The following is a 20,227-nucleotide window of genomic DNA, read 5'->3' as shown; positions in this document are numbered from 1 at the left end:
ACGAAGCGACGACGCTGATGCGGATCGGGATGGTGTGCCCGTACTCGTTCGACGTGCCCGGCGGAGTGCAGTCGCACGTGCTGCAGCTGGCGGAGGTGCTGCGCGGCAGCGGCCACGAGGTCAGTGTGCTGGCGCCCGCGTCACCGGAGGCGGGGGACTCGCTGCCGGACTTCGTGGTGTCCGGAGGCCGGGCCGTACCGATCCCGTACAACGGCTCGGTGGCGCGGCTGCGGTTCGGCCCGGCCACCCACCGCAAGGTCAAGAAGTGGCTTCAGCAGGGCGACTTCGATGTGTTGCACCTGCACGAACCGAACGCCCCCAGCCTGTCGATGCTCGCGCTGAACATCGCCGAAGGCCCGATCGTGGCGACCTTCCACACGTCGACGACGAAGTCTCTGACGTTGTCGGTGTTCGAACCGATCCTGCGGCCGATGCACGAGAAGATCGTCGGCCGGATCGCGGTGTCGGATCTGGCACGGCGCTGGCAGATGGAAGCGCTGGGCAGCGACGCCGTCGAGATCCCCAACGGCGTCGACGTGGCCTCCTTCGCCTCGGCGCCCCTGCTGCCCGGGTATCCGCGGCCGGGCCGCACCGTGCTGTTCCTGGGGCGGTTCGACGAACCCCGAAAGGGCATGGCGGTGCTGCTGGCAGCGCTGCCCGCGCTGGTGGCCCGGTTCGAGGACGTAGAGATCCTGGTGGTCGGCCGCGGCGATGAGGGCGAGCTGCGCGCGCAGGCGGGACAGTTGGCCCCTCACCTGCGGTTCCTCGGGCAGGTCGACGACGCGGAGAAGGCGTCGGCCATGCGCAGCGCCGACGTGTACTGCGCCCCCCACACCGGCGGGGAGAGCTTCGGCATCGTGCTGGTCGAGGCGATGGCCGCCGGCACCGCGGTGGTGGCCAGTGATCTCGACGCGTTCCGGCGGGTGCTGGTCGACGGCGAGGCCGGCCGACTGGTGGCTGTCGATGACCCCGCGGCCCTGGCCGATGGGCTGATCGCGATGCTGTCGGACGACGCCGCGCGGGCGCGTTACATCGACAACGCGACGCAGGCGGTGCAGCGGTACGACTGGTCGGTGGTGGCGCGCCAGATCGTGCGGGTGTACGAGACCGTCGCCGGGGCCGGGGTGAAGATCCAGGTCGCGTCGTGATTCCGTGGGTGACCGCGGTCATGGTCGCGGTGCTGGTCGCGCTGATCCTGTTGATCGCCGGCTGGGCCTATCAGACGGCCAACCGGTTGGACCGGCTGCACGTGCGCTACGACCTGTCGTGGCAGGCACTCGACGGGGCGTTGGCCCGCCGGGCCGTGGTAGCCCGCGCGGTGGCCGTCGAGGCGCACGGCGGAGGACCGGAGGGCAAGCGGCTCGCCGCGCTGGCGGACGCCGCCGAGCGGGCCGCCCGCCCGGCCCGGGAATCCGTCGAGAACGAGCTGTCGGCGGCCCTGGCGCGGGTGAACCCCGCGTCACTGCCGTTGCCGCTGGTGGCCGAACTCGCCGACGCCGAGGCGCGCGTCGTGCTGGCCCGCCGCTTCCACAACGATGCGGTGCGCGACACCCTCGCCCTGCGGGAGCGCCCCCTGGTGCGCGCGCTGCGCCTCGGTGGAACCGCCTCGCTGCCAACCTATTTCGAAATCGCCGAGGGCGGCGAGCGGTCGGCCCGCGAGCCTGCGCCGGTGAGCAGACGGATCTCGGCGCGGGTGGTGCTGCTCGACGAGCACGGTGCGGTGCTGCTGTTGCGCGGATCCGATCCCGCTGCCGCGGGCGGGGACGGGCCCCCGCCGCGGTGGTGGTTCACCATCGGCGGTGCGGCCCAGGTGGGGGAGTCGCTGGCGCAGGCCGCGGTGCGGGAACTGCACGAGGAGACCGGACTGCTGGTGGCGCCCGACGTCATCACCGGCCCGGTGTGGCGCCGTGACGCCGTCATCGACTTCAACGGGGCGGTGATCCGCAGCGAGGAGATGTACTTCGTGCACCGCACCACACGGTTCGAGCCGTCGGACGCGGGCCGGTCCAGGCTGGAGCGCACCTACATTCACGGTCACCGCTGGTGCGATGCGACAATGATCGACAAGCTGGTCGCCAACGGTGAGACCGTGTACCCCTTGCAGCTGGGCGAGCTTCTGGACGAGGCGAACGCGCTGGCCGACGCACCGGGTGCGTCGGCGGACGGCCCCCTGAAGTCCATCCGCTGACCTGAGTTGTATCGCTGCTCATGTCCGAGCGGATCGAATCGATTTGCGGCCACACCTAGACTGGATCAGTAGCGATTGAAGGAGAAAGCAGTGGAATCCGAAATGTCCGGCGAAGGGCTCGGGGCTCCCACCCGCGGAACCGCGCGGGTCAAGCGCGGAATGGCCGAGATGCTCAAGGGCGGCGTGATCATGGACGTCGTGACCCCGGAGCAGGCGCGTATCGCCGAGGGCGCCGGCGCGGTCGCGGTGATGGCGCTAGAGCGGGTTCCCGCCGACATCCGGGCCCAGGGCGGGGTGTCGCGGATGAGCGACCCCGACATGATCGAGGGCATCATCGACGCGGTCACCATCCCGGTGATGGCCAAGGCGCGGATCGGGCATTTCGTCGAAGCTCAGATCCTGCAGAGCCTCGGGGTCGACTACGTCGACGAGTCCGAGGTGCTGACCCCGGCCGACTACACCAACCACATCGACAAGTGGAAGTTCACCGTGCCGTTCGTGTGCGGGGCGACCAACCTCGGCGAGGCGCTGCGGCGGATCACCGAGGGGGCGGCGATGATCCGCTCCAAGGGTGAGGCCGGCACCGGCGATGTGTCCAACGCCACCACCCACATGCGCAAGATCGGCGGCGAGATCCGCCGGTTGACCTCGCTGTCGGAGGACGAATTATATGTGGCGGCAAAGGAATTGCAGGCCCCCTACGATCTGGTGGTCGAGGTGGCGTGGGCCGGCAAGCTGCCGGTGACGCTGTTCACCGCCGGCGGCATCGCGACCCCGGCCGATGCGGCGATGATGATGCAGCTCGGCGCCGAGGGCGTGTTCGTCGGGTCGGGCATCTTCAAGTCCGGCAACCCGGCCGAGCGCGCGGCGGCGATCGTCAAGGCCACCACGTTCTACGACGATCCTGACGTGCTGGCCAAGGTGTCGCGCGGTCTGGGTGAGGCGATGGTCGGCATCAACGTCGACGACATCCCGGTGCCGCACCGCCTGGCCGAGCGCGGCTGGTAAGTGGCGATTGAAGAAATCCTCGATCTGGAGCAGCTCGAGGTCAACATCTATCGCGGCGGTGTCTTCAGTCCCGAATCCGGCTTCCTGCAGCGCACCTTCGGCGGTCACGTGGCCGGGCAGTCGCTGGTCTCCGCGGTGCGGACCGTCGACCCGAAGTTCCAGGTGCACTCGCTGCACGGCTACTTCCTGCGGCCCGGCGACGCGCGCGCGCCGTCGGTGTACATCGTCGAGCGCATCCGCGACGGCGGGTCGTTCTGCACCCGGCGGGTGAGCGCGATCCAGCACGGCGAGACCATCTTCTCGATGTCGGCGTCGTTCCAGACCGACCAGAGCGGCATCGAACACCAGGACGCCATGCCGTTCGCGCCGCCGCCGGACGACATCCCCGATTTCAAGTCCAGCAGCAAGGTGTTCGACGACGCCAGCTTCCGGCAGTTCGACGAATGGGATGTGCGGATCGTGCCGCGCGACCGGCTGGGGGTGCGTGAAGGCAAGGCCTCTCAGCAGCAGGTGTGGTTCCGGCATCGCGACCCGCTGCCCGACGACCACGTGCTGCACATCTGCGCGCTGGCCTACATGAGCGATCTCACGCTGCTGGGATCGGCGCAGGTCAATCACATCGAGGAGCGTGCTCATCTGATGGTGGCCTCGCTGGACCACGCGATGTGGTTCATGCGGGCATTCCGGGCCGACGAGTGGCTGCTCTACGACCAGTCCTCGCCGTCGGCGTGCGGTGGGCGCGCGCTCACCCAGGGCAAGATCTACAACCGGTACGGCGAGATGGTCGCCGCCGTGATGCAGGAGGGGTTGACCCGCTACACCCGCGACTTCACCCCGGGCCGAGGGTGAGCGCTCCCCAGGTCGGGGTGCTCGCGCTGCAGGGCGACACCCGGGAGCACCTGGCCGCACTGGAGGAAGCCGGGGCGCAGGCCCGCACCGTCCGTCGGCGCGCCGAGCTCGACGCGGTGGACGCGCTGGTGATCCCGGGTGGGGAGTCCACTGCGATGAGTCATCTCCTGCGCGAGTTCGAGCTGCTGGAGCCGCTGCGCGCCAGGCTCGCCGACGGGATGCCCGCCTACGGGTCCTGCGCGGGGATGATCCTGCTGGCCAGCGACATCGCCAACGCCGGGGTGCCCGGACGGCAGGCGCTGCCGCTGGGCGCCATCGATATGACGGTGCGCCGCAACGCTTTCGGGCGGCAGGTCGACTCCTTCGAAGAGGACGTCGACTTCGAGGGGCTGGACGGTTCGGTGCACGCGGTGTTCATCCGCGCGCCGTGGGTCGAGCGGGTCGGCGCAGGCGTCGAGGTGCTGGCCAGCGCGGCGGGCCATCCCGTCGCGGTGCGGCAGGGACGCACGATGGCCACGGCGTTCCACCCCGAAGTGACCGGCGACCGCCGCGTCCACAAACTCTTCGTCGCCTCCCTGTAGCGACGCCGCCGGTTCGCGTTAGCGCAGGGGCAGGCCGGTGAGGGCGCGGGCCATCACCAGTCGCTGGATCTCGCTGGTGCCCTCGAAGATCGTGAAGATCTTCGCGTCGCGGTGCATGCGCTCGACGGGGTACTCGCGCGTGTAGCCGTTGCCGCCGAGGATCTGGATCGCCTCGTCGGTCACGTACACCGCGGTCTCGCTGGCCACCAGCTTGGCCATCGACCCTTCGGCGGAGGTGAACTCCTTGCCGTTGCGGGCCATCCAGCCGGCGCGGTAGACCAGCAGCCGGGCGGCGTCGATGCGTGCCTTCATGTCGGCGAGCTTGAACGCGACGGCCTGGAACTCACCGATCTTGCGGCCGAATTGCTCACGCTCGCAGGCGTAGTCGCGGGCGTACTCGTATGCGGCGCGTGCCACCCCGACCGCCATCGCGCCGACGGTGGGTCGGGTGCGCTCGAAAGTGGCCAGTGCGGCCTGCCCGGCGGCCCTCTTGCCCTCGCGGACCTTGGCGATCCGCGCATCGAACTTCTCCTTGCCGCCGACGATCAGGCGGCCCGGGATGCGCACGTCTTCGAGGACCACCTCGGCGGTGTGGGAGGCGCGTATGCCGTGCTTGAGGAACTTCTGGCCCTGGCTCAGACCTGGCGTGTCCGGGGGGATGATGAACGACGCCTGACCGCGCGTGCCCAGCTCCGGGTGCACCGAGGCGACGACGACGTGGACGTTGGCGATGCCGCCGTTGGTGGCCCAGGTCTTGGTGCCGTTGAGCACCCATTCGTCGGTGGCCTCGTCGTAGCGGGCGCGCGTCAGGATCGACCCGACATCGGAGCCGGCGTTGGGTTCGGATGAACAGAACGCGGCAACCTTGGGATCGTCGACGGAGCCGAACATCTGTGGCACCCATTCGCCGACCTGCTCGGGGGTGCCGTTGGCGGCGACCGACGCCGCGGCCAGGCCGGTGCCCAGGATGGCCAGCGCGATGCCGGCATCACCCCAGAACATCTCCTCGAACGCAACGATCATGCCCAGACCGCTGGGTTCGGCGGCCTGCTCGGCGAAGAACTCCGTGGAGTAGAGACCGATCTTGGCAGCCTCTTGGATGATCGGCCATGGGGTCTCTTCGCGCTCGTCCCACTCCGCGGCCGCGGGCCGGACCACGTCGGCAGCAAACTCGTGAACCCACTTCTGCACATCCACCAAGTCCGGCGGCAGTTCCAGGGAGAACGTCATGCCTGGGTACCTTACTGCGGAGTAAGTTACTCGGCCAGCGAGTGTGGCTCAGCTAACAGCGTCGGCAAGTATTGGAAGAATCAGCTGGGAGTCGGACCGAACCGTGTTCAGGCTGCTGGTTCCGACCGACGCGTGCCGGAAGCCCATGATCGCCGGAGTGCGTGGATCCTGATCGTCGCTGGTCAGGGTGAGCTGCACCCGATGGCCGGCTCGGAAGCGGCGGGCATTGGGCACCAACGGGATTCGGTAGGTCACGGTATCGCCGACCGGTACGGCCACGGCGGTGTCACAGGGCAGCACCGGGGCGCCGTCGGTGCTGGCAGCCGCGTCGACGGAGCGCAGGCTGGCCCGAAGCCAGCCCGCGGTCACCTCGGTGATCTGATCATCGGGTCCGACGTCGCGCAGCGTCGCGATCCAGGCGGTGTCCGCGGCGGTGGCCGAGGCCTGCAGCCGCAACTCGATGTCGCCGACGAGGTCGAGGTCGCGCTCGAGTGGGGCGGAAGTCCAGCTCAGCGTCGGCGGCGGGTCGATCGGGCTGGCCTTCACTCGGTTGAGCCCGCCACCGAGGGTCAGGTATTCGCGTGCTCCGGGTTCGCCCTCATCGGCGCCGAGGGTGCCGTCGGCGCGTAGCGCCCAGTGCAGCGCAGTGGCGGCCGGTGGCCAGTTCGCGCTGGCGAGCCAGGTGTCGGCGCCCGGCAGGACGTAGCGCACCGGCGGGCCGTCCATGATGCCGGTGTCGGCGCCCTTGAGCCAGTGGTCGTACCAGGCCAGTGCCTCGCGGTGCAGGCTTTCCCACGGCCAGGTGAGCCCGAATTGACCAAGCATCGCCATCCGCACATTCGGGTTGGCCGATAACGCCTTCCATGCGGTGAAGGTCGAGGGCAGATGCAGCGGGACGTTCTCCCAGTCGCAGCCGAGATAGACCGGGATGTCGACGCGGTCCAGCAGCGGCAACAGGTTGCGTTCCTGCCACCACTGGTCGCGCAGGGGATGCCGGACCATGGCATCGAGCCAGAGGTCGTCCCACGGGTGTGGATTGTGGGGGAGTTGGAGCAGCCGACGCATCATCGTCACGGCGGCTTCCCCGTTCATCGTGGCCAACCTGCGATGTAACCGCGGCGTGTTCAGGATGCGGCGGGCGACGGCGAGGGCCGGATTGCGCCGCCAGAAAGCGTCGCTGCGGCCGGCGGTCAGTCCCATCATCGACAAGAACGGCGTGACGAACGACGAACTCGTCAGCCCATGGTGTGATGCGGCTTCGTAGAGGTCGGCGGTGGCCGCGATCGGGAAGATGGCTTTCAGGTGCGGTGGCCGCTCCACGGCGGCCTCCAGCTGGGCCATCGCGAAGTAGCTGATCCCGATCATGCCGACGTTGCCGTCGCACCACGGTTGGGCGGCTGTCCACTCGACGAGGTCGAAGAGGTCGCGGCGCTCCTGGGCGTCCATGAAGCCGAAGGTGCCGCCGGATCCGCCGGTGCCGCGCAGGTTGGCGATGACATGGACGTATCCGCGGGAGACCCAGAAGTACGTCGCCCCCGGCTTCGATGAAGCCCGCGGGGGCGCCCAGGTCCTGAATCTGCCGCGGATACGGCGACGCGGCGATCAGCGCCGGGAATCGTCCCACCGAATCGGGGTGGTGCACATCGGCGAGCAGGTCGACGCCGTCGCGCATGCCGACCCGTTGGTTTATGCGGTGGGCGATTCCGAACCGCGGCCGGCTCAGGTTGCGGTATGTGCGGCCGGTGTCCTGCGGGCCGTTGAGGGGGCGATCGACGCTGGGCATAGTCTCACGCTACGTTGAGACTAGTTTCACCACAACATGAATTTCACGCTACGATGAAACTCGTGCCCAAGATCCCGTCCGGCCCCCGGGACGAACGCGGTGTGCTGTCGCGGCGAATCCTCGTCGCCGCCCGCGCGGCGTTCGCCGCCACCGGCTACGCAGGAACGACGGTGCGCGCGGTGGCCCGGGCCGCCGAGGTCGACCCGGCGCTGGTGTACCACTACTTCGGGTCGAAGGAAGCGCTGCTCGACGCCGCTACCGACCCACCTCAGCAGTGGTTGGATAGCGTCGCCGCGACGTGGGCCACGCCGGCTCCCCAACTGGGGGCCGCCCTGGTGCGGCTGATGCTCAGTGCCTGGGCCGACTGCGAGATCGGCCCCGTGCTGCATGCGATCCTGCAGACCGCGGCACATGAGGCGGCCACCCGGGAAAAGCTGCGCCTGGTGGTGCAGCGGAGTCTGATGGGTGTCTCAGAATTAGGTGCCGACGACGCCGACCGACTGTTCCGTAGCGGCCTGATCTCTTCGCAGATCATGGGGCTGGCGATGATGCGCTATGTATGGCGCATCGAGCCGATCGCATCGATGGACGATGATGCGCTCATCGCGGCGGTGGCGCCGAATCTGCAGCGCTACATCCTCGAAGACCTGGGGTGAGTGGGTTCGGTTCACCCGAACACCCACGTAGACTGGTCGATCGGACTGACGACGTGACATTGACCAGTAGAACTCGAAGGAAGTAGCACCTCTATGAGCGGCCATTCGAAGTGGGCCACCACCAAGCACAAGAAAGCCGTGATCGATGCGCGTCGCGGTAAGAACTTCGCCAAGCTGATCAAGAACATCGAGGTCGCGGCGCGCACCGGCGGCGGAGATCCCGCCGGCAACCCGACACTGTATGACGCCATTCAGAAGGCGAAGAAGAACTCGGTGCCCAACGACAACATCGAACGTGCCCGCAAGCGGGGCGCGGGCGAGGAAGCCGGCGGCGCCGACTGGCAGACCATCACCTACGAGGGTTACGGACCCAACGGCGTGGCCGTGCTGGTGGAGTGCCTGACCGACAACCGCAACCGCGCCGCCGGCGAGGTGCGGGTGGCGATGACGCGTAACGGCGGCAGCATGGCCGACCCGGGTTCGGTGTCCTACCTGTTCACCCGTAAGGGCGTGGTGACCCTCGACAAGAACGGGCTGACCGAGGACGACGTGCTGGCCGCGGTGCTCGACGCCGGTGCCGAAGATGTCAACGACCTCGGCGACAGCTTCGAGATCATCTCGGAGCCAACCGATCTGGTCGCGGTACGCACTGCGCTGCAGGACGCGGGCATCGATTATGAGTCGGCCGAGGCGACCTTCCAGCCTTCGGTCAGTGTTCCGGTCGACGTCGAGGCCGCCCGCAAGGTGCTCAAGCTCGTCGACGCCCTCGAAGACAGTGACGACGTCCAGGACGTCTACACCAACATCGACATCCCCGACGACGTCGCCGCCGCACTCGAACAGGAGTGACCGCCGCGCGGTGACGCCCGGTCAGACCCCGGGCGGCAGGAACGACAGGTCGGTGCATTCGGTGAGCATCGCGGTCAGGCCCGCGCACACCGCGGCATCGGTGCGGGAATTCAACTCCTCGATCGCCTCGTTCGCGATAACCACGAGTTCGGTGACGCGACCCCGGATTCGATCGACCGCCCCCGAGCCCACCAGGACGCGCCGGGCCTCGGCGATCGCGGCGTCGTCGGCGTCCGCGTCGCCGACGATGCCGGTCAGGGTGCGCCGGTCCGGTGCGCTCGCCAGTTCCAGAGCGGTGCCCAGCAACTCGGTAGGTTTTCCGCCGCGGATGTCGTCGCCGACCCGCTTGCCACTTGCGGCCGTTGTGCTGAACACATCGGTCAGGTCGTCGCGCAGCTGAAAAGCCTGCCCTACCGCGCGGGCGAACTTCTTCAGGTGGGCCTCAATCGCTGGGGTCGCAGTCCCGGCGAGCGCGAGCCCCAGCTGCATCGGCCGCTCCACGGTGTAGCTGCTGGTCTTGTACCGCTGGATCTTCCCGGCCGCGGCCCAGGAGTAGTCACGCGCGGCCTGGGCCTGGAGCTCGAGGAGTTGGCCGGCGACCACCTCGACCCGCATTGCGCCGAAGGTCTGCCTGACGCGGCGGCGCGCGTCGGTGCCGAGCAAGCTGACCGCGCAGGCGACGGAGTCGTGCGCCGCCGACCACAGCAGGTCGCCGACAAGCAGTGCCATGTGGTCGCCGAACAGACGCGCATCACCCGTGCCGTCGTCGGCGCGGTGCCGGGAGGCCAGCGCCGCGCGCACCGACGGCTGTCCGCGCCGCACGTCGGAGTCGTCGATGACGTCGTCGTGAACCAGCACCGCGGCATGGAGCAGTTCGACCGCCGCGGCCAGGTGCACCAGCGGCGGGAGACCGGTGGCGGGCGGGCCGGCCGCCCGCCACGCCCAGAACATGAACCGGGGACGCAGCCGTTTACCTCCCGCCTTCACCGCCGACAGGCAGAGATCCGCCACCGGCTCCAGGTTGGCGTCGATCGATCGCAGTGGTGCGGCGACGGTGTCGCACACCGCCGCGCCCAGCTGGTCCTCCAGGGTCCCCAGGAACCTGGTCGTTGGTTGACACGGACTCGTTGGTTGGAACGGAGAAGCCACCGCGTTGTCGCCCACCACATCCTCGCTTTCTGAGCAGACCGGCGCGGCGAGTGTATGGGCAGTGGGGCCCCAGCGCTCGCCTGCGCAGCCGGTTGCCGGCACGACGCTGTAGATCCCTACATCCGTGCGGCGTCGGACTGTGCGCCCAAACCAGACTCGGCCGGTCCGGCTGCCGGGGCACCGCGCCCGTGCGCATACTTGCGTGAACTTTGGGGGTGACGAAAGGAAACCCGGATGGCCGGAAATGGTCAATTAGGCTCAGCGCCAACCGAACTCAAGCGCGAGTTCTCGTTGTGGTCGGCATTCGCGTTTGCGTTCGCGTTCATCTCGCCGATCGTGGCGATGTACGGCATCTACGGACTGTCGCTGTCCACTGCCGGGCCCGGGTTCTGGTGGACGTTCGTGATCGTCGGCGCCGGACAGTTCATCGTCGCGCTGGCGTTCGCAGAACTGGTGTCGCGCTGGCCGTTCGAAGGTTCCATTTACCAGTGGACCAAACGCCTGGCCGGGGAGGTGACCGGCTGGTTCGCCGGGTGGGTGTACATGTGGGCGCTGGTGATCATCATGGCCACGGTCGCCTACGGCGGCGCAGGGTTCCTGGCGGAGCTGGTCGGGATCGCGAGTCCGACCGCGGTGCAGCAGAGCATCATCGCGCTGCTGATTCTGCTGGCCGGCACCTGCGCCAACATCGCCGGCCGCGTCTTCCTGAAAACCCTGATGTTGGGCAGCATCATCGCCGAAATCGTGGCCTCGGTGGGGCTGGGCACCTACCTGCTGATCTTCCATCGCCACCACGGTCTCGACATCATCGTGCAGGGCATCGACCTCGGCAGCGGATGGTCGTGGGCCTATCTGTCGGGGCCGTTCCTGGCGGCCCTGGCCTTCACCAGCTGGTCGATCCTCGGCTTCGAAAGTGCCGGTGCGATCGCCGAAGAGGTCAAGGAACCGCAGCGAAACGTCCCCAAGGCCATGCTGTTCTCGGTGTCGTTCATCGCCATCGTCATCGCCTACGCATCGCTGGCGGTCACGCTGGCGGTGCCCGACTTCGACAAGATCACCTCCGGTGAGGTCTCCGATCCGGTCACCTACGTTCTCGGGACCGCGCTGGGCGAATCCTGGGTCAAACCGATCCTGCTGGCGTTCGTGATCGGCTTCCTGGCGAGCTTCCTGGCGCTGCAGGCCTCGGCATCCCGGGTCATCTGGGCCTTCGCCCGCGACAAGGTGCTGCCCGGCTCACGCGTGCTGTCGAAGTTGTCCAGGGCGGAGGCCCAGCCGGTCACCGCGATCCTCGTCACCACCGTGATCGGCGCCGTGGTCTACCTCATCTCCGCCACCGACGTCTACTCGGTGCTGGTCACCTTCACAGCGGGCGGCTACTACCTCGCCTTCCTGTTCCCGTTGGTCACCGGATTGGTTGCGCGCCTTCGCGGTACGTGGGTGCCGGGGCCGTGGCATCTGGGCAGGCTCAGCCTGCCGGTGGCGCTGATGGCCGTCCTCTGGGCGGGATTCGCGTTCCTCAACATCGTGTGGCCCCGCACGGTGTCGGACGCGTGGTTCATCAACTGGGCGTTCTTCGTGGCGATGGGCGCGATTCTCGCGCTCGGCATCGTGATCGTGAAGGTCCGCAAGGTCGGTCAGAGTCGGCCCGGCGCGCCCTCCGCGCCGGAGTCGACCCCGGAAACGGAACTCGTATGAGTGCCCCCGTCGCCGTGGTGACCGGCGCCGGCAGCGGCATCGGTGCGGCCATCGCCGCGCGGCTCGCCGAATGCGGGTGGACGGTCGCATCCATCTCCCGCGAACCCGCGCCCGACACCGACATGTGGTTGACCGCCGACGTCGCCGACGAACAGGCGGTGATCGATGCCGTGGCACAGATCGAGGCCACCCTCGGGCAGATCGACGCCGCGGTGATCTGTGCCGGTCACTACGAGGAGATCCCGGCACTGGACATCGATCCGGAGTCCTGGCAGCGGATGCTGCGGGTGCACGTCGGCGGGTTGGCCCACGTGTGCCGGGCGGTTCTGCCGCAGATGCGCCGGCGCACGCAGGGCCGGATCGTGGGGATCGCGTCCGAACGTGCCATCGGCGGCGGCAGCAACGACGCTCACTACGCCGCGGCCAAAGGCGCCGCGCTGTCGCTGTTGCGCAGTGTCGCCGCCGAGGTGGCGGCAGACGGGGTGATCGTCAATGCGGTCGCGCCGGGTCCCTGCGACACGCCGCTGCTGCCCGCCGACTCCTGGGAACGCGCCGAGGAGTTCCTCGAGTCGTTGCCCGCCCGGCGGATAGCCACACCGGTCGAGGTCGCCGAGCTGGTCCGGGCGCTGCTGGAAGACGATCTCTTCCTGTGCGGAGAAGTGTTGTCGGTCAACAGCGGAACGGTGATCTGAGCATGGGGACACAACAGCGGGTTCTCGTCACCGGGGTGGACACCGAGCTGGGTGCGGCCGTGCGGGACCATTTCCGTGCCGGTGGCGCGCGCACCGTCGGCACCTGCTCCGCTGCACCGGCGACCGCCTCCGGCGAGACGATCTCCGTCGTGGCGGACCCCGCCGACGGCGCCGCCGTACGGGCCGCCGTTGCAGCCGCCGCCGAGGCGATGGGCGGGATCGACACGCTGGTGACCGCGCACGGTCTGCCGCACGTCGCCACGGTCACCGCCCAGTCCATGGACGACTTCTGGGCGCACGTGGACAGCACTCTGACGGGCAGCTTCCTGTTCGCCCAGGCCGCCGCCGAGCAGATGCGCGACACGGGCGCGGGCGGCCGCATGGTGCTGACCGCCTCGCGCTGGCACATCGGTGCACCCGGTCTGTCCGCCGTCGCGGCCGCGGCGGGTGGCCTCGTCGCCCTGACCAAGTCGTTGACCCGCGACTTCGGCCGATTCGGAGTCGGGGTCAACGCCGTAGCCGTCGGTGCCGTCGCCTCGGAGTGGTCGGTGTGCGATGCCGCAGACGGTACTCCCGCGGCCGTACCTCCGATCGGTCGGCGGGGCACCGTCGCCGAGGTGGCCCGGACCATCGGTCTGCTCTGTCAACGCGAGCTCGGTGCGGCGGTGGGCCAGGTGGTCAACGTCGACGGCGGACTCTCTCGTAATCGCGTATAGGAAAGGCAATCAATGAACAACGACACCGGCCGGCCTCCCATCGTCGGCGCGGTCGACCCCCAGGTTCAACCGCGGTATGCGGGATGGACGACGTTCGCGCGGCTGCCAAGGCTGGAGGACGTCACGCGCGCCGACGTGGTCGTCGTCGGCGTGCCGTTCGACAGCGCGGTGACCTACCGTCCCGGAGCGCGGTTCGGCCCCAACGCGATTCGGCAGGCATCCCGGCTCATCCGCGGGTACAACCCCGAGCTGGACATCAAGCCGTTCGAGGTGTGCCAGTTCGCCGACGCCGGCGACATCGCGTGCAACCCTTTCGATATCGCCCAGGCGGTCGACCAGACCGCCCAGCAGCTGACCGCGCTGCAGGCCGACGGCACCCGCGCGGTGATCCTCGGCGGTGACCACTCGGTGGCGCTGCCTTCGTTGCGGGCGGTTCACGCCGCACACGGTCCGGTGGCCCTGGTGCATTTCGACGCACACCTGGACACCTGGGACAGCTACTACGGCGCCGACATCACCCACGGATCGCCGTTCCGCCGGGCCTTCGAGGAGGGGCTGCTGCTGGACAAGAACCTGCACATCGGCGTCCGCGGATCGATCTACGACAAGCAGGATCTCGTGGAGGACGCCAACTTCGGCTTCTCCTGCATCACCTGCCGCGACATCGACACGCTCGGCACCGAGGGGATGATCGAACGCGTCCGCGAGAGGGTCGGGGACGCGCCGGTGTACGTGTCGGTCGACATCGACGTGCTCGACCCTGCGCACGCGCCGGGCACCGGCACCCCCGAGGCCGGCGGGATGACCAGCCGCGAGCTGCTCGAGGTGATCCGCGGCTTTGACGGCGTCAACCTCGTCGGTGTCGACGTCGTCGAGGTGTCGCCGGCCTACGACCACGCCGAGATCACCGCCGTCGCGGCGGCCAACGTCACATGGGAATTCCTGTCCGTCTTCGGGAGAAAGGCACAACTTTGACCGCACTGACACCCGCGGGTCCGGTGTCGTGGCCGGAGGGGAAACGCTGTGCTGTGGCGTTCACCTTCGACGTCGATGCCGAATCACCACTGCTGACCACTGATCCCGCGTTCGCCGACCGGATGGGTGCGATGTCGCATCAGGCCTACGGCCCTCTGGTGGGCGTACCGCGCCTCCTCGGAATTCTCGACGAGTTCGGGGTTCGCGGAACGTTTTTCGTGCCTGGATACACCGCGCACCGGCACCCGGAGGCGATCCGCTCGATCGCCCGCGCCGGTCACGAGATCGCTCACCACGGTTACCTGCACGAGTCGCTGGTCGGCGTCGACGAGGACACCGAACGCGCGATCCTCGACCGTGGCCTGCGCGCGCTGGAAGAAGTAGCCGGTGTCCGGCCGTCCGGCTACCGGGCGCCGATGTGGGAGATGAATTGGCACACACCGAAACTGCTCGCCGAGTTCGGTTTCACCTACGATTCGACGCTGATGGACTCCGATCACCCTTATGAGCTGGCGGTTCCCGGAGCCGGGTCGCTCGTGGAGCTTCCGGTGAGCTGGGCACTCGACGACTGGCAGCAGTACTGCTTCGTTCCCGACTTCTCCGGCACGGGCCTGATCGAGACGCCGGCGAAGGCTGTCGAGTTGTGGCGCAGCGAGCTCGACGCCATGCGGGAGATCGGCGGCGCCTGGATTCTGACCAACCACCCGTTTCTCAGCGGCCGGCCCGGACGGGCCGCCGCGCTGCGCGAGTTCGTCGCCGACGTATGCGGCATGGACGACGTCTGGGTGGCCGGAATGGCCGAGATCGCCGATCACGTGCGCGCCCAGCGGCTGACCCCCCGTACATTGACCCGACCCGAGTTCGACCCGGTCACAGCCCGACCGACAGGAGAGCGACGATGAATCACGATGCACTGACCCCGGACAAACTGCGTGCGGCCTATCAGCACGTGTGGTTCGTGGTGGCGAGGTCCCAGGACATCGACACCCCGCAGTCCGCGACGCTGCTGGACCACAACCTCGTGGTGTTCCGCGACTCCACCGGCGCGGCGCGGGTCACCGACCGCCGTTGCATACACCGCGGCGGCAACCTCGCCGACGGCAAGGTGGTGGGCGAGGGCATCGCGTGTCCCTACCACGGCTGGCAGTTCGACGGCGGCACCGGCGTCTGCAGCCGCATCCCGTCCCTGCCCGAGGACGGGCGCATCCCGCCCAAGGCCGCCATCAAGTCCTATCCGGTGATCGAGCGCTTCGAGCATGTCTGGACCTGCCTGGGCGACCCCGTCTTCGACCTGCCCAACCCGCCGGAGCTCGACGGTCTCGAACTGAGTTGGCGCGCAGCAGAACCCATTCACGCCAACTGCGGATTCATGGCCGCCACCGAGAACTTCCGTGACATGGCGCATTTCCCGTTCGTGCACGCGCCGTCGATGGGCGACGTGAACCCGGTCGTCACCGATCTCGACGTCAAGCGCGAAGGACGTGAGGTTTGGGCGTCGTATTTCTATCGGCAGGTCCCCGATTCGGATTTTTCCGACGTCGGTGACGCCTGGATGCACTACCACTCGTACGCCCCGGGTATCGCGACCATCCTGTACGACTTCGGCCCCGAAACCGGCAAGCGCTACCTCGTCGACTTCCCGTCGCCGGTCAGCTACGACAAGTGCATCATCTTCTGGGGCGTGGCCACCGACAAGGACTTTCGCGGCGGCACCGTCGACGAGATCCTGGAGGTCGAGACCAAGGTCTTCAACGAGGACACCCCCGTCCTGGAGGGCCTTGAACCCAAAGAGGTGCCGCTGGCCGGGCAGGCCGTGGAGGTGTCCGCGCCCGCGGACATCTACACGCTGAACTACCGGCGGGCCACCCAATTCGCCGTGCAGACCATCCAGCAGGCCCGCGATCCGGAGTTGGTTGCGACCAACGGTCACGCACCGCAGTGAGGCTGCGAGTCACCCAACTGCGCCTGGAGGCCGACGCCGTCATCTCCGTCGAGCTGCGAAGCCCGACCGGGGGGCGGCTCCCCGACTGGAGCGCCGGGGCTCACATCCCCGTCACGCTCCCGTCGGGGGCGGTGCGCCAGTATTCGTTGTGCGGGTCCGCCGATGACCCGCACAGCTACACCGTCGCCGTGCTGAAGGTCGACGGCGGCCGCGGCGGGTCCCGGGAAGTCCACGACCGGCTACGCCCGGGCGACGTGCTGGAGGTGGGGGAGCCGCGCAACGATTTCGCCCTGGTCGACTCGCCGCGCTATCTGCTGCTGGCCGGGGGCATCGGGATCACTCCGATCCTGGCGATGGTCGAAGCACTGCAAGCCCGGCCGCTGCCGCCCCCGGTGACGGTGGTCTACGGCGGACGCAGCCGCGCCGCCATGGCGTTCACCGACCGCCTGGCCGGGCGCGACTTCGTCCAGCTCTATCCGCAGGACGAAGTCGGTCTGCCCGACATCGAACGCGCCTTCGCCGACAGTCCGGCGGGCACGGCGGTGTACTGCTGCGGGCCGCCGGCGATGCTCGCGGCGGTCAAGCAGATCAGCACCCGCTACCCGGACATGCCGCTGCACGTCGAACAGTTCACCGCCGCGACCCCGGCCTTGGAGGCGAGATCCGAGGACGGGGCGTTCGAGGTCGAACTGGCCCGCACCGGCGTCACGGTCCGCGTCCCGCAGAACCAGAGCGTGCTCGACGCGGTCCTCGCCGTGGCACCCGACACCCCGTTCTCGTGCACCAGCGGCTTCTGCGGGACCTGTGAGACCAAGGTGCTCGCCGGTGACGTCGACCACCGTGACGAGCTGCTCAGCGACGCGGAGCGGCGGACGAACAGCTCGATGATGATCTGCGTGTCGCGCTCGCAGTGCGGGTCCAAGCTCACGCTCGACCTGTGACGGCGCGCTCCGGCGCTTAGACTCCGCTGGCATGGCAGTGCGAGCGGCGCGATGACGACGAGCGAACGGAGCGCCGAGGAGAGTGCGACGACCGTGAAAGGGCCTCACGACGGCACGGTCAGCGTCGGGGAGCTGCTCGCCGAACCCAGCCTGCACGTCGAGATCGTGACGCCGATCGACGATCTCGACCGGCCGATCCGCTACGTCTATCCCACCGAGCTCGCCGACCCATCGCCGTACCTGATCGGCGAGGAGCTGATCCTCAGCGTCGGCGTGCCGGTGGCCGGGCAGCCGGACGCGGCCGTGCTTCGATACGTCGACATCCTGGCAGAGCGCGGCGTGGCGGGGCTGGTGATCGGGCTCGGCGACGTGTTCGACGAGCTGCCCGAGCCTCTGGTGCAGGCGTGCCTGGGCCGAAACCTGCCGCTGCTGGTCCAGCGGCCGGCGGTGCCTTTCCGCCGTATCGTCGACTGGGGCGAGTCCCGGCGGGCCGCCGATCGTGACGTCGATGCCCGGGAACGCGACCTCGGATCGATGTTGCGGTGGTTCATCGCGGGCACGCTGGGCGTCGGTCCGGTCGAGGCCGCGCTGGCGCGCCACGGACTCAGCGAGGCACCGGTGGCGGTGTGCGCGTTCCCGTCTGAGGGGCATGCGGACGTGCACGCGCTGGTCGACCGCCACCGCGGGGCGGTGGCCCTGCTCGATGACCGCATCGTGGCGCTGTGCCCGCAGACTCCGGAACTTCGTGCCGATCTGGCCGCATCGCCGTTGGTCTGTGGGGTGGCGCTGGGCGCCGACGCCCAGTCGATGGCGCATGCGATCCCGGAGGCCCTCGAAGCGCTCCACGAGGCGGGTCGCCGGCAGCGCACTGTGCACATCGATGAGATCGCCACGCTCGAAGGGTTGTTGGCGGCGGTGCCGAAGGTGCGACTGGTCCCGTTCGTCCATAGGCTGCTGGGACCGCTGGTCGACCACGACAGGGTCAACAACTCCTTCCTGGTGGCCTCATTGGAGGCGTTCCTGGCCCCCGGCAACGACATCGGCGCCGCGGCCGGTCAGTTGTACGTGCACGTCAACACGCTGCGCAACCGGCTGGCCAAGATCGCCGAGCTGACCGACGCCAACCCGCTCGACGAGAGCGATCGCATCAATTTCCGCATCGCGCTGTGGGCCGCCCACAACATGGGGATGGAGGAGCGCGGCGAACCGGACGGCGCGACGCCTGTTCCGGGACCGAACACCCTCCGGCACAAGGTTTTTACGCCTTCATCCCGGCAACGGCGGTAGCCCCGCAGCTGTAGCCGGCCACAACGGCACACCCGTGTGTTGTCGTGTTGTCCATCTGCTGCGCACACACCCGCGTGGCTGGGTAGGGTGGCGTTCATCCCCGCTTCTCTCCTTCGACCACCAAGGGAAATGCTTTGATCCTCTATGCATTTCGGTGCCGATCCGGTTGTGGAATCACTCGGCAGATGCATTCGATGGCGAGTCGCCCCGATGAAATCGAGTGCCCGACGTGCCGGGGGATGGCACGCCGGATGATGGGCACGCCGCACCTGGGACGTTCGGGCAGCACCGCGATGGCACTGCAGGACGCCACCCGTAGTTCCGCCGATACCCCCGCTGTTGTCGCGGCGCCGCCTCGGGGCGCCCCCGCCCGCAAGATCACCACGAACCCCCTGCATCAGACCCTCCCGCGACCCTGAAGGAGCCTCCATGCCCGACGTCGTCTTCCCGCTCGATTCCACGAAGAAGTTCACCGACCAGGAGAAGGTTGGGCACAACCGGTGGCACCCCGACATCCCGGCCGCGGTCACTGTCAAGAAGGGTGATTCCTTCCGGGTGCACTGCCGCGAGTGGTTCGACGGCGCGATCCACAACGACGACTCGGCCGAGGACATCCTCAACGCGCCGTTGACCACGGTGCACACGCTGTCGGGCCCGATCGCCGTGGAGGGCGCCAAGCCCGGCGACCTGTTGATCGTCGACATTCTCGACGTGGGTCCGATTCCGCAGGAGGATTCCGGGCCGCTGGCGGGCCAGGGCTGGGGCTACACCGGGATCTTCGCCACGCGCAACGGCGGCGGCTTCCTGACCGAGCAGTTTCCCGACGCCTACAAGGCGATCTGGGATTTCTCGGGGCAGAAGGCGACCTCTCGCCACGTCCCGGGCGTGGAGTTCACCGGCATCATCCACCCCGGTCTGATGGGCACCGCCCCGTCGCGGGAGCTGCTCTCGACGTGGAACACGCGCGAGGCCGCGCTCATCGCCACCGACCCCGACCGGGTGCCGCCGCTGGCGCTGCCGCCGGAACCGCGGGACGCGATCCTCGGCGGCCTCACCGGTGACGCGTTCACCGCGGCCGCCGCCGAGGCGGCCAGGACCGCGCCGCCCCGCGAGAACGGCGGCAACCAGGACATCAAGAACCTGACCAAGGGCAGCCGCATCTTCTACCCGGTGTTCGTCGACGGTGCGAATCTGTCCGTCGGCGATCTGCACTTCTCCCAGGGTGACGGCGAGATCACGTTCTGCGGCGCCATCGAGATGGGCGGCTTCATCGACCTGAGGGTCGACGTCATCCCCGGCGGGATGGAGACCTACGGTGTCAGCGAGAACGCCATCTTCATGCCCGGCAATACCGACCCGCAGTATTGCGAGTGGCTGGCGTTCTCGGGGACATCGGTGACCCTGGACGGCGAACAGCGTTATCTGGATTCGCATCTGGCCTATCAGCGGGCCTGCCTGCACGCGATCGATTACCTGACCAAGTTCGGCTACAGCCCCGAGCAGGCCTACCTGTTGCTCGGTGCGGCACCGATCGAGGGCCGGCTGTCGGGCGTCGTCGACATCCCCAATGCTTGTGCCACCGTGTACATCCCGACGGCGATCTTCGACTTCCCGGTCGCCCCGTCGGCTTCCGGGCCGGTGAAGATCGATCCGGGCATCGGCGCGCCCCGCGCCTCGTTCGGCTGA

Annotated in this window: 18 protein-coding genes and 1 pseudogene; 16 read left to right on the top strand and 3 right to left on the bottom strand. The window is 68.6% G+C overall.

Annotated elements, in window-relative coordinates; genetic code table 11:
- Positions 1 to 17 precede the first annotated feature (17 nt).
- The 5 genes from ACXMYJ_RS18870 to pdxT all read left to right on the top strand — a co-directional run bounded on the left by ACXMYJ_RS18870 (position 18) and on the right by pdxT (position 4,626).
- Positions 18 to 1,148, top strand: a complete 1,131-nt coding sequence (locus tag ACXMYJ_RS18870; protein ID WP_460358408.1) for a glycosyltransferase family 4 protein — start codon at positions 18 to 20, stop codon at positions 1,146 to 1,148.
- Positions 1,149 to 1,168: 20 nt separating this feature from the next.
- The gene (locus ACXMYJ_RS18865) at positions 1,169 to 2,188 is read left to right on the top strand and encodes an NUDIX hydrolase (protein WP_460358406.1); all 1,020 of its coding nucleotides are present in this window, start codon (positions 1,169 to 1,171) and stop codon (positions 2,186 to 2,188) included.
- 102 nt (positions 2,189 to 2,290) lie between these two features.
- Entirely contained in the window at positions 2,291 to 3,196 is a 906-nt protein-coding gene (pdxS, locus tag ACXMYJ_RS18860; protein ID WP_460358403.1) for a pyridoxal 5'-phosphate synthase lyase subunit PdxS, read from the top strand.
- The gene (gene tesB, locus ACXMYJ_RS18855; protein WP_260751946.1) at positions 3,197 to 4,045 is read left to right on the top strand and encodes an acyl-CoA thioesterase II; all 849 of its coding nucleotides are present in this window, start codon (positions 3,197 to 3,199) and stop codon (positions 4,043 to 4,045) included.
- Positions 4,042 to 4,626, top strand: coding sequence for a pyridoxal 5'-phosphate synthase glutaminase subunit PdxT (gene pdxT / locus ACXMYJ_RS18850; protein WP_260751947.1), 585 nt, complete (start codon positions 4,042 to 4,044; stop codon positions 4,624 to 4,626). Before tesB ends, pdxT begins: the two co-directional genes overlap by 4 nt.
- An 18-nt stretch (positions 4,627 to 4,644) precedes the next feature.
- On the opposite strand, the gene ACXMYJ_RS18845 is transcribed toward pdxT, so the two are convergent.
- Together ACXMYJ_RS18845 and ACXMYJ_RS18840 are read right to left on the bottom strand one after the other, a co-directional pair.
- Positions 4,645 to 5,856, bottom strand: a complete 1,212-nt coding sequence (locus tag ACXMYJ_RS18845) for an acyl-CoA dehydrogenase family protein (protein ID WP_260751949.1) — start codon at positions 5,854 to 5,856, stop codon at positions 4,645 to 4,647.
- 48 nt (positions 5,857 to 5,904) lie between these two features.
- Positions 5,905 to 7,639 (bottom strand): annotated as a pseudogene (locus ACXMYJ_RS18840) (CocE/NonD family hydrolase).
- Between the two features lie 53 nt (positions 7,640 to 7,692).
- Here ACXMYJ_RS18840 and ACXMYJ_RS18835 point away from each other — a divergent pair.
- Positions 7,693 to 8,295, top strand: a complete 603-nt coding sequence (locus tag ACXMYJ_RS18835) for a TetR/AcrR family transcriptional regulator (protein ID WP_260751951.1) — start codon at positions 7,693 to 7,695, stop codon at positions 8,293 to 8,295.
- 93 nt (positions 8,296 to 8,388) lie between these two features.
- Positions 8,389 to 9,144, top strand: a complete 756-nt coding sequence (locus tag ACXMYJ_RS18830) for a YebC/PmpR family DNA-binding transcriptional regulator (RefSeq protein WP_260751952.1) — start codon at positions 8,389 to 8,391, stop codon at positions 9,142 to 9,144.
- Between the two features lie 21 nt (positions 9,145 to 9,165).
- On the opposite strand, the gene ACXMYJ_RS18825 is transcribed toward ACXMYJ_RS18830, so the two are convergent.
- Positions 9,166 to 10,209, bottom strand: coding sequence for a polyprenyl synthetase family protein (locus ACXMYJ_RS18825; RefSeq protein WP_260751953.1), 1,044 nt, complete (start codon positions 10,207 to 10,209; stop codon positions 9,166 to 9,168).
- 318 nt (positions 10,210 to 10,527) lie between these two features.
- On the opposite strand from ACXMYJ_RS18825, the gene ACXMYJ_RS18820 reads away from it, so the two are divergent.
- The 9 genes from ACXMYJ_RS18820 (at position 10,528) to fmdA (ending at position 20,227) form a co-directional block, all read left to right on the top strand.
- Positions 10,528 to 11,988 carry an amino acid permease gene (locus ACXMYJ_RS18820; protein ID WP_260751954.1) on the top strand — a complete coding sequence of 487 codons (1,461 nt, stop codon included), beginning with the start codon at positions 10,528 to 10,530 and terminating at the stop codon, positions 11,986 to 11,988.
- Positions 11,985 to 12,680 carry an SDR family NAD(P)-dependent oxidoreductase gene (locus ACXMYJ_RS18815; RefSeq protein WP_260751957.1) on the top strand — a complete coding sequence of 232 codons (696 nt, stop codon included), beginning with the start codon at positions 11,985 to 11,987 and terminating at the stop codon, positions 12,678 to 12,680. Before ACXMYJ_RS18820 ends, ACXMYJ_RS18815 begins: the two co-directional genes overlap by 4 nt.
- A gap of 2 nt (positions 12,681 to 12,682) precedes the next feature.
- Positions 12,683 to 13,396, top strand: a complete 714-nt coding sequence (locus ACXMYJ_RS18810) for an SDR family oxidoreductase (RefSeq protein WP_460358375.1) — start codon at positions 12,683 to 12,685, stop codon at positions 13,394 to 13,396.
- Positions 13,397 to 13,408: 12 nt separating this feature from the next.
- Entirely contained in the window at positions 13,409 to 14,371 is a 963-nt protein-coding gene (speB, locus tag ACXMYJ_RS18805) for an agmatinase (RefSeq protein WP_260751963.1), read from the top strand.
- Positions 14,368 to 15,273 (top strand): polysaccharide deacetylase family protein, encoded by a 906-nt coding sequence (locus ACXMYJ_RS18800; protein ID WP_260751968.1) that lies wholly within the window; start codon positions 14,368 to 14,370, stop codon positions 15,271 to 15,273. Before speB ends, ACXMYJ_RS18800 begins: the two co-directional genes overlap by 4 nt.
- Positions 15,270 to 16,313 (top strand): Rieske 2Fe-2S domain-containing protein, encoded by a 1,044-nt coding sequence (locus ACXMYJ_RS18795; protein ID WP_460358371.1) that lies wholly within the window; start codon positions 15,270 to 15,272, stop codon positions 16,311 to 16,313. The genes ACXMYJ_RS18800 and ACXMYJ_RS18795 overlap by 4 nt, the downstream gene beginning before the upstream one ends.
- Entirely contained in the window at positions 16,310 to 17,254 is a 945-nt protein-coding gene (locus ACXMYJ_RS18790; protein WP_460358368.1) for a PDR/VanB family oxidoreductase, read from the top strand. Before ACXMYJ_RS18795 ends, ACXMYJ_RS18790 begins: the two co-directional genes overlap by 4 nt.
- Positions 17,255 to 17,347: 93 nt before the next feature.
- Entirely contained in the window at positions 17,348 to 18,541 is a 1,194-nt protein-coding gene (locus ACXMYJ_RS18785) for a PucR family transcriptional regulator (protein ID WP_443188730.1), read from the top strand.
- 429 nt (positions 18,542 to 18,970) lie between these two features.
- On the top strand, positions 18,971 to 20,227 hold the full coding sequence (fmdA, locus tag ACXMYJ_RS18780; protein ID WP_443188731.1) for a formamidase: 1,257 nt from the start codon (positions 18,971 to 18,973) through the stop codon (positions 20,225 to 20,227).

This window comes from Mycobacterium sp. ZZG (assembly GCF_054786995.1).
Note: the sequence above shows the minus strand (reverse complement) of the source record. Positions and strands in the feature narration are given on the sequence as shown.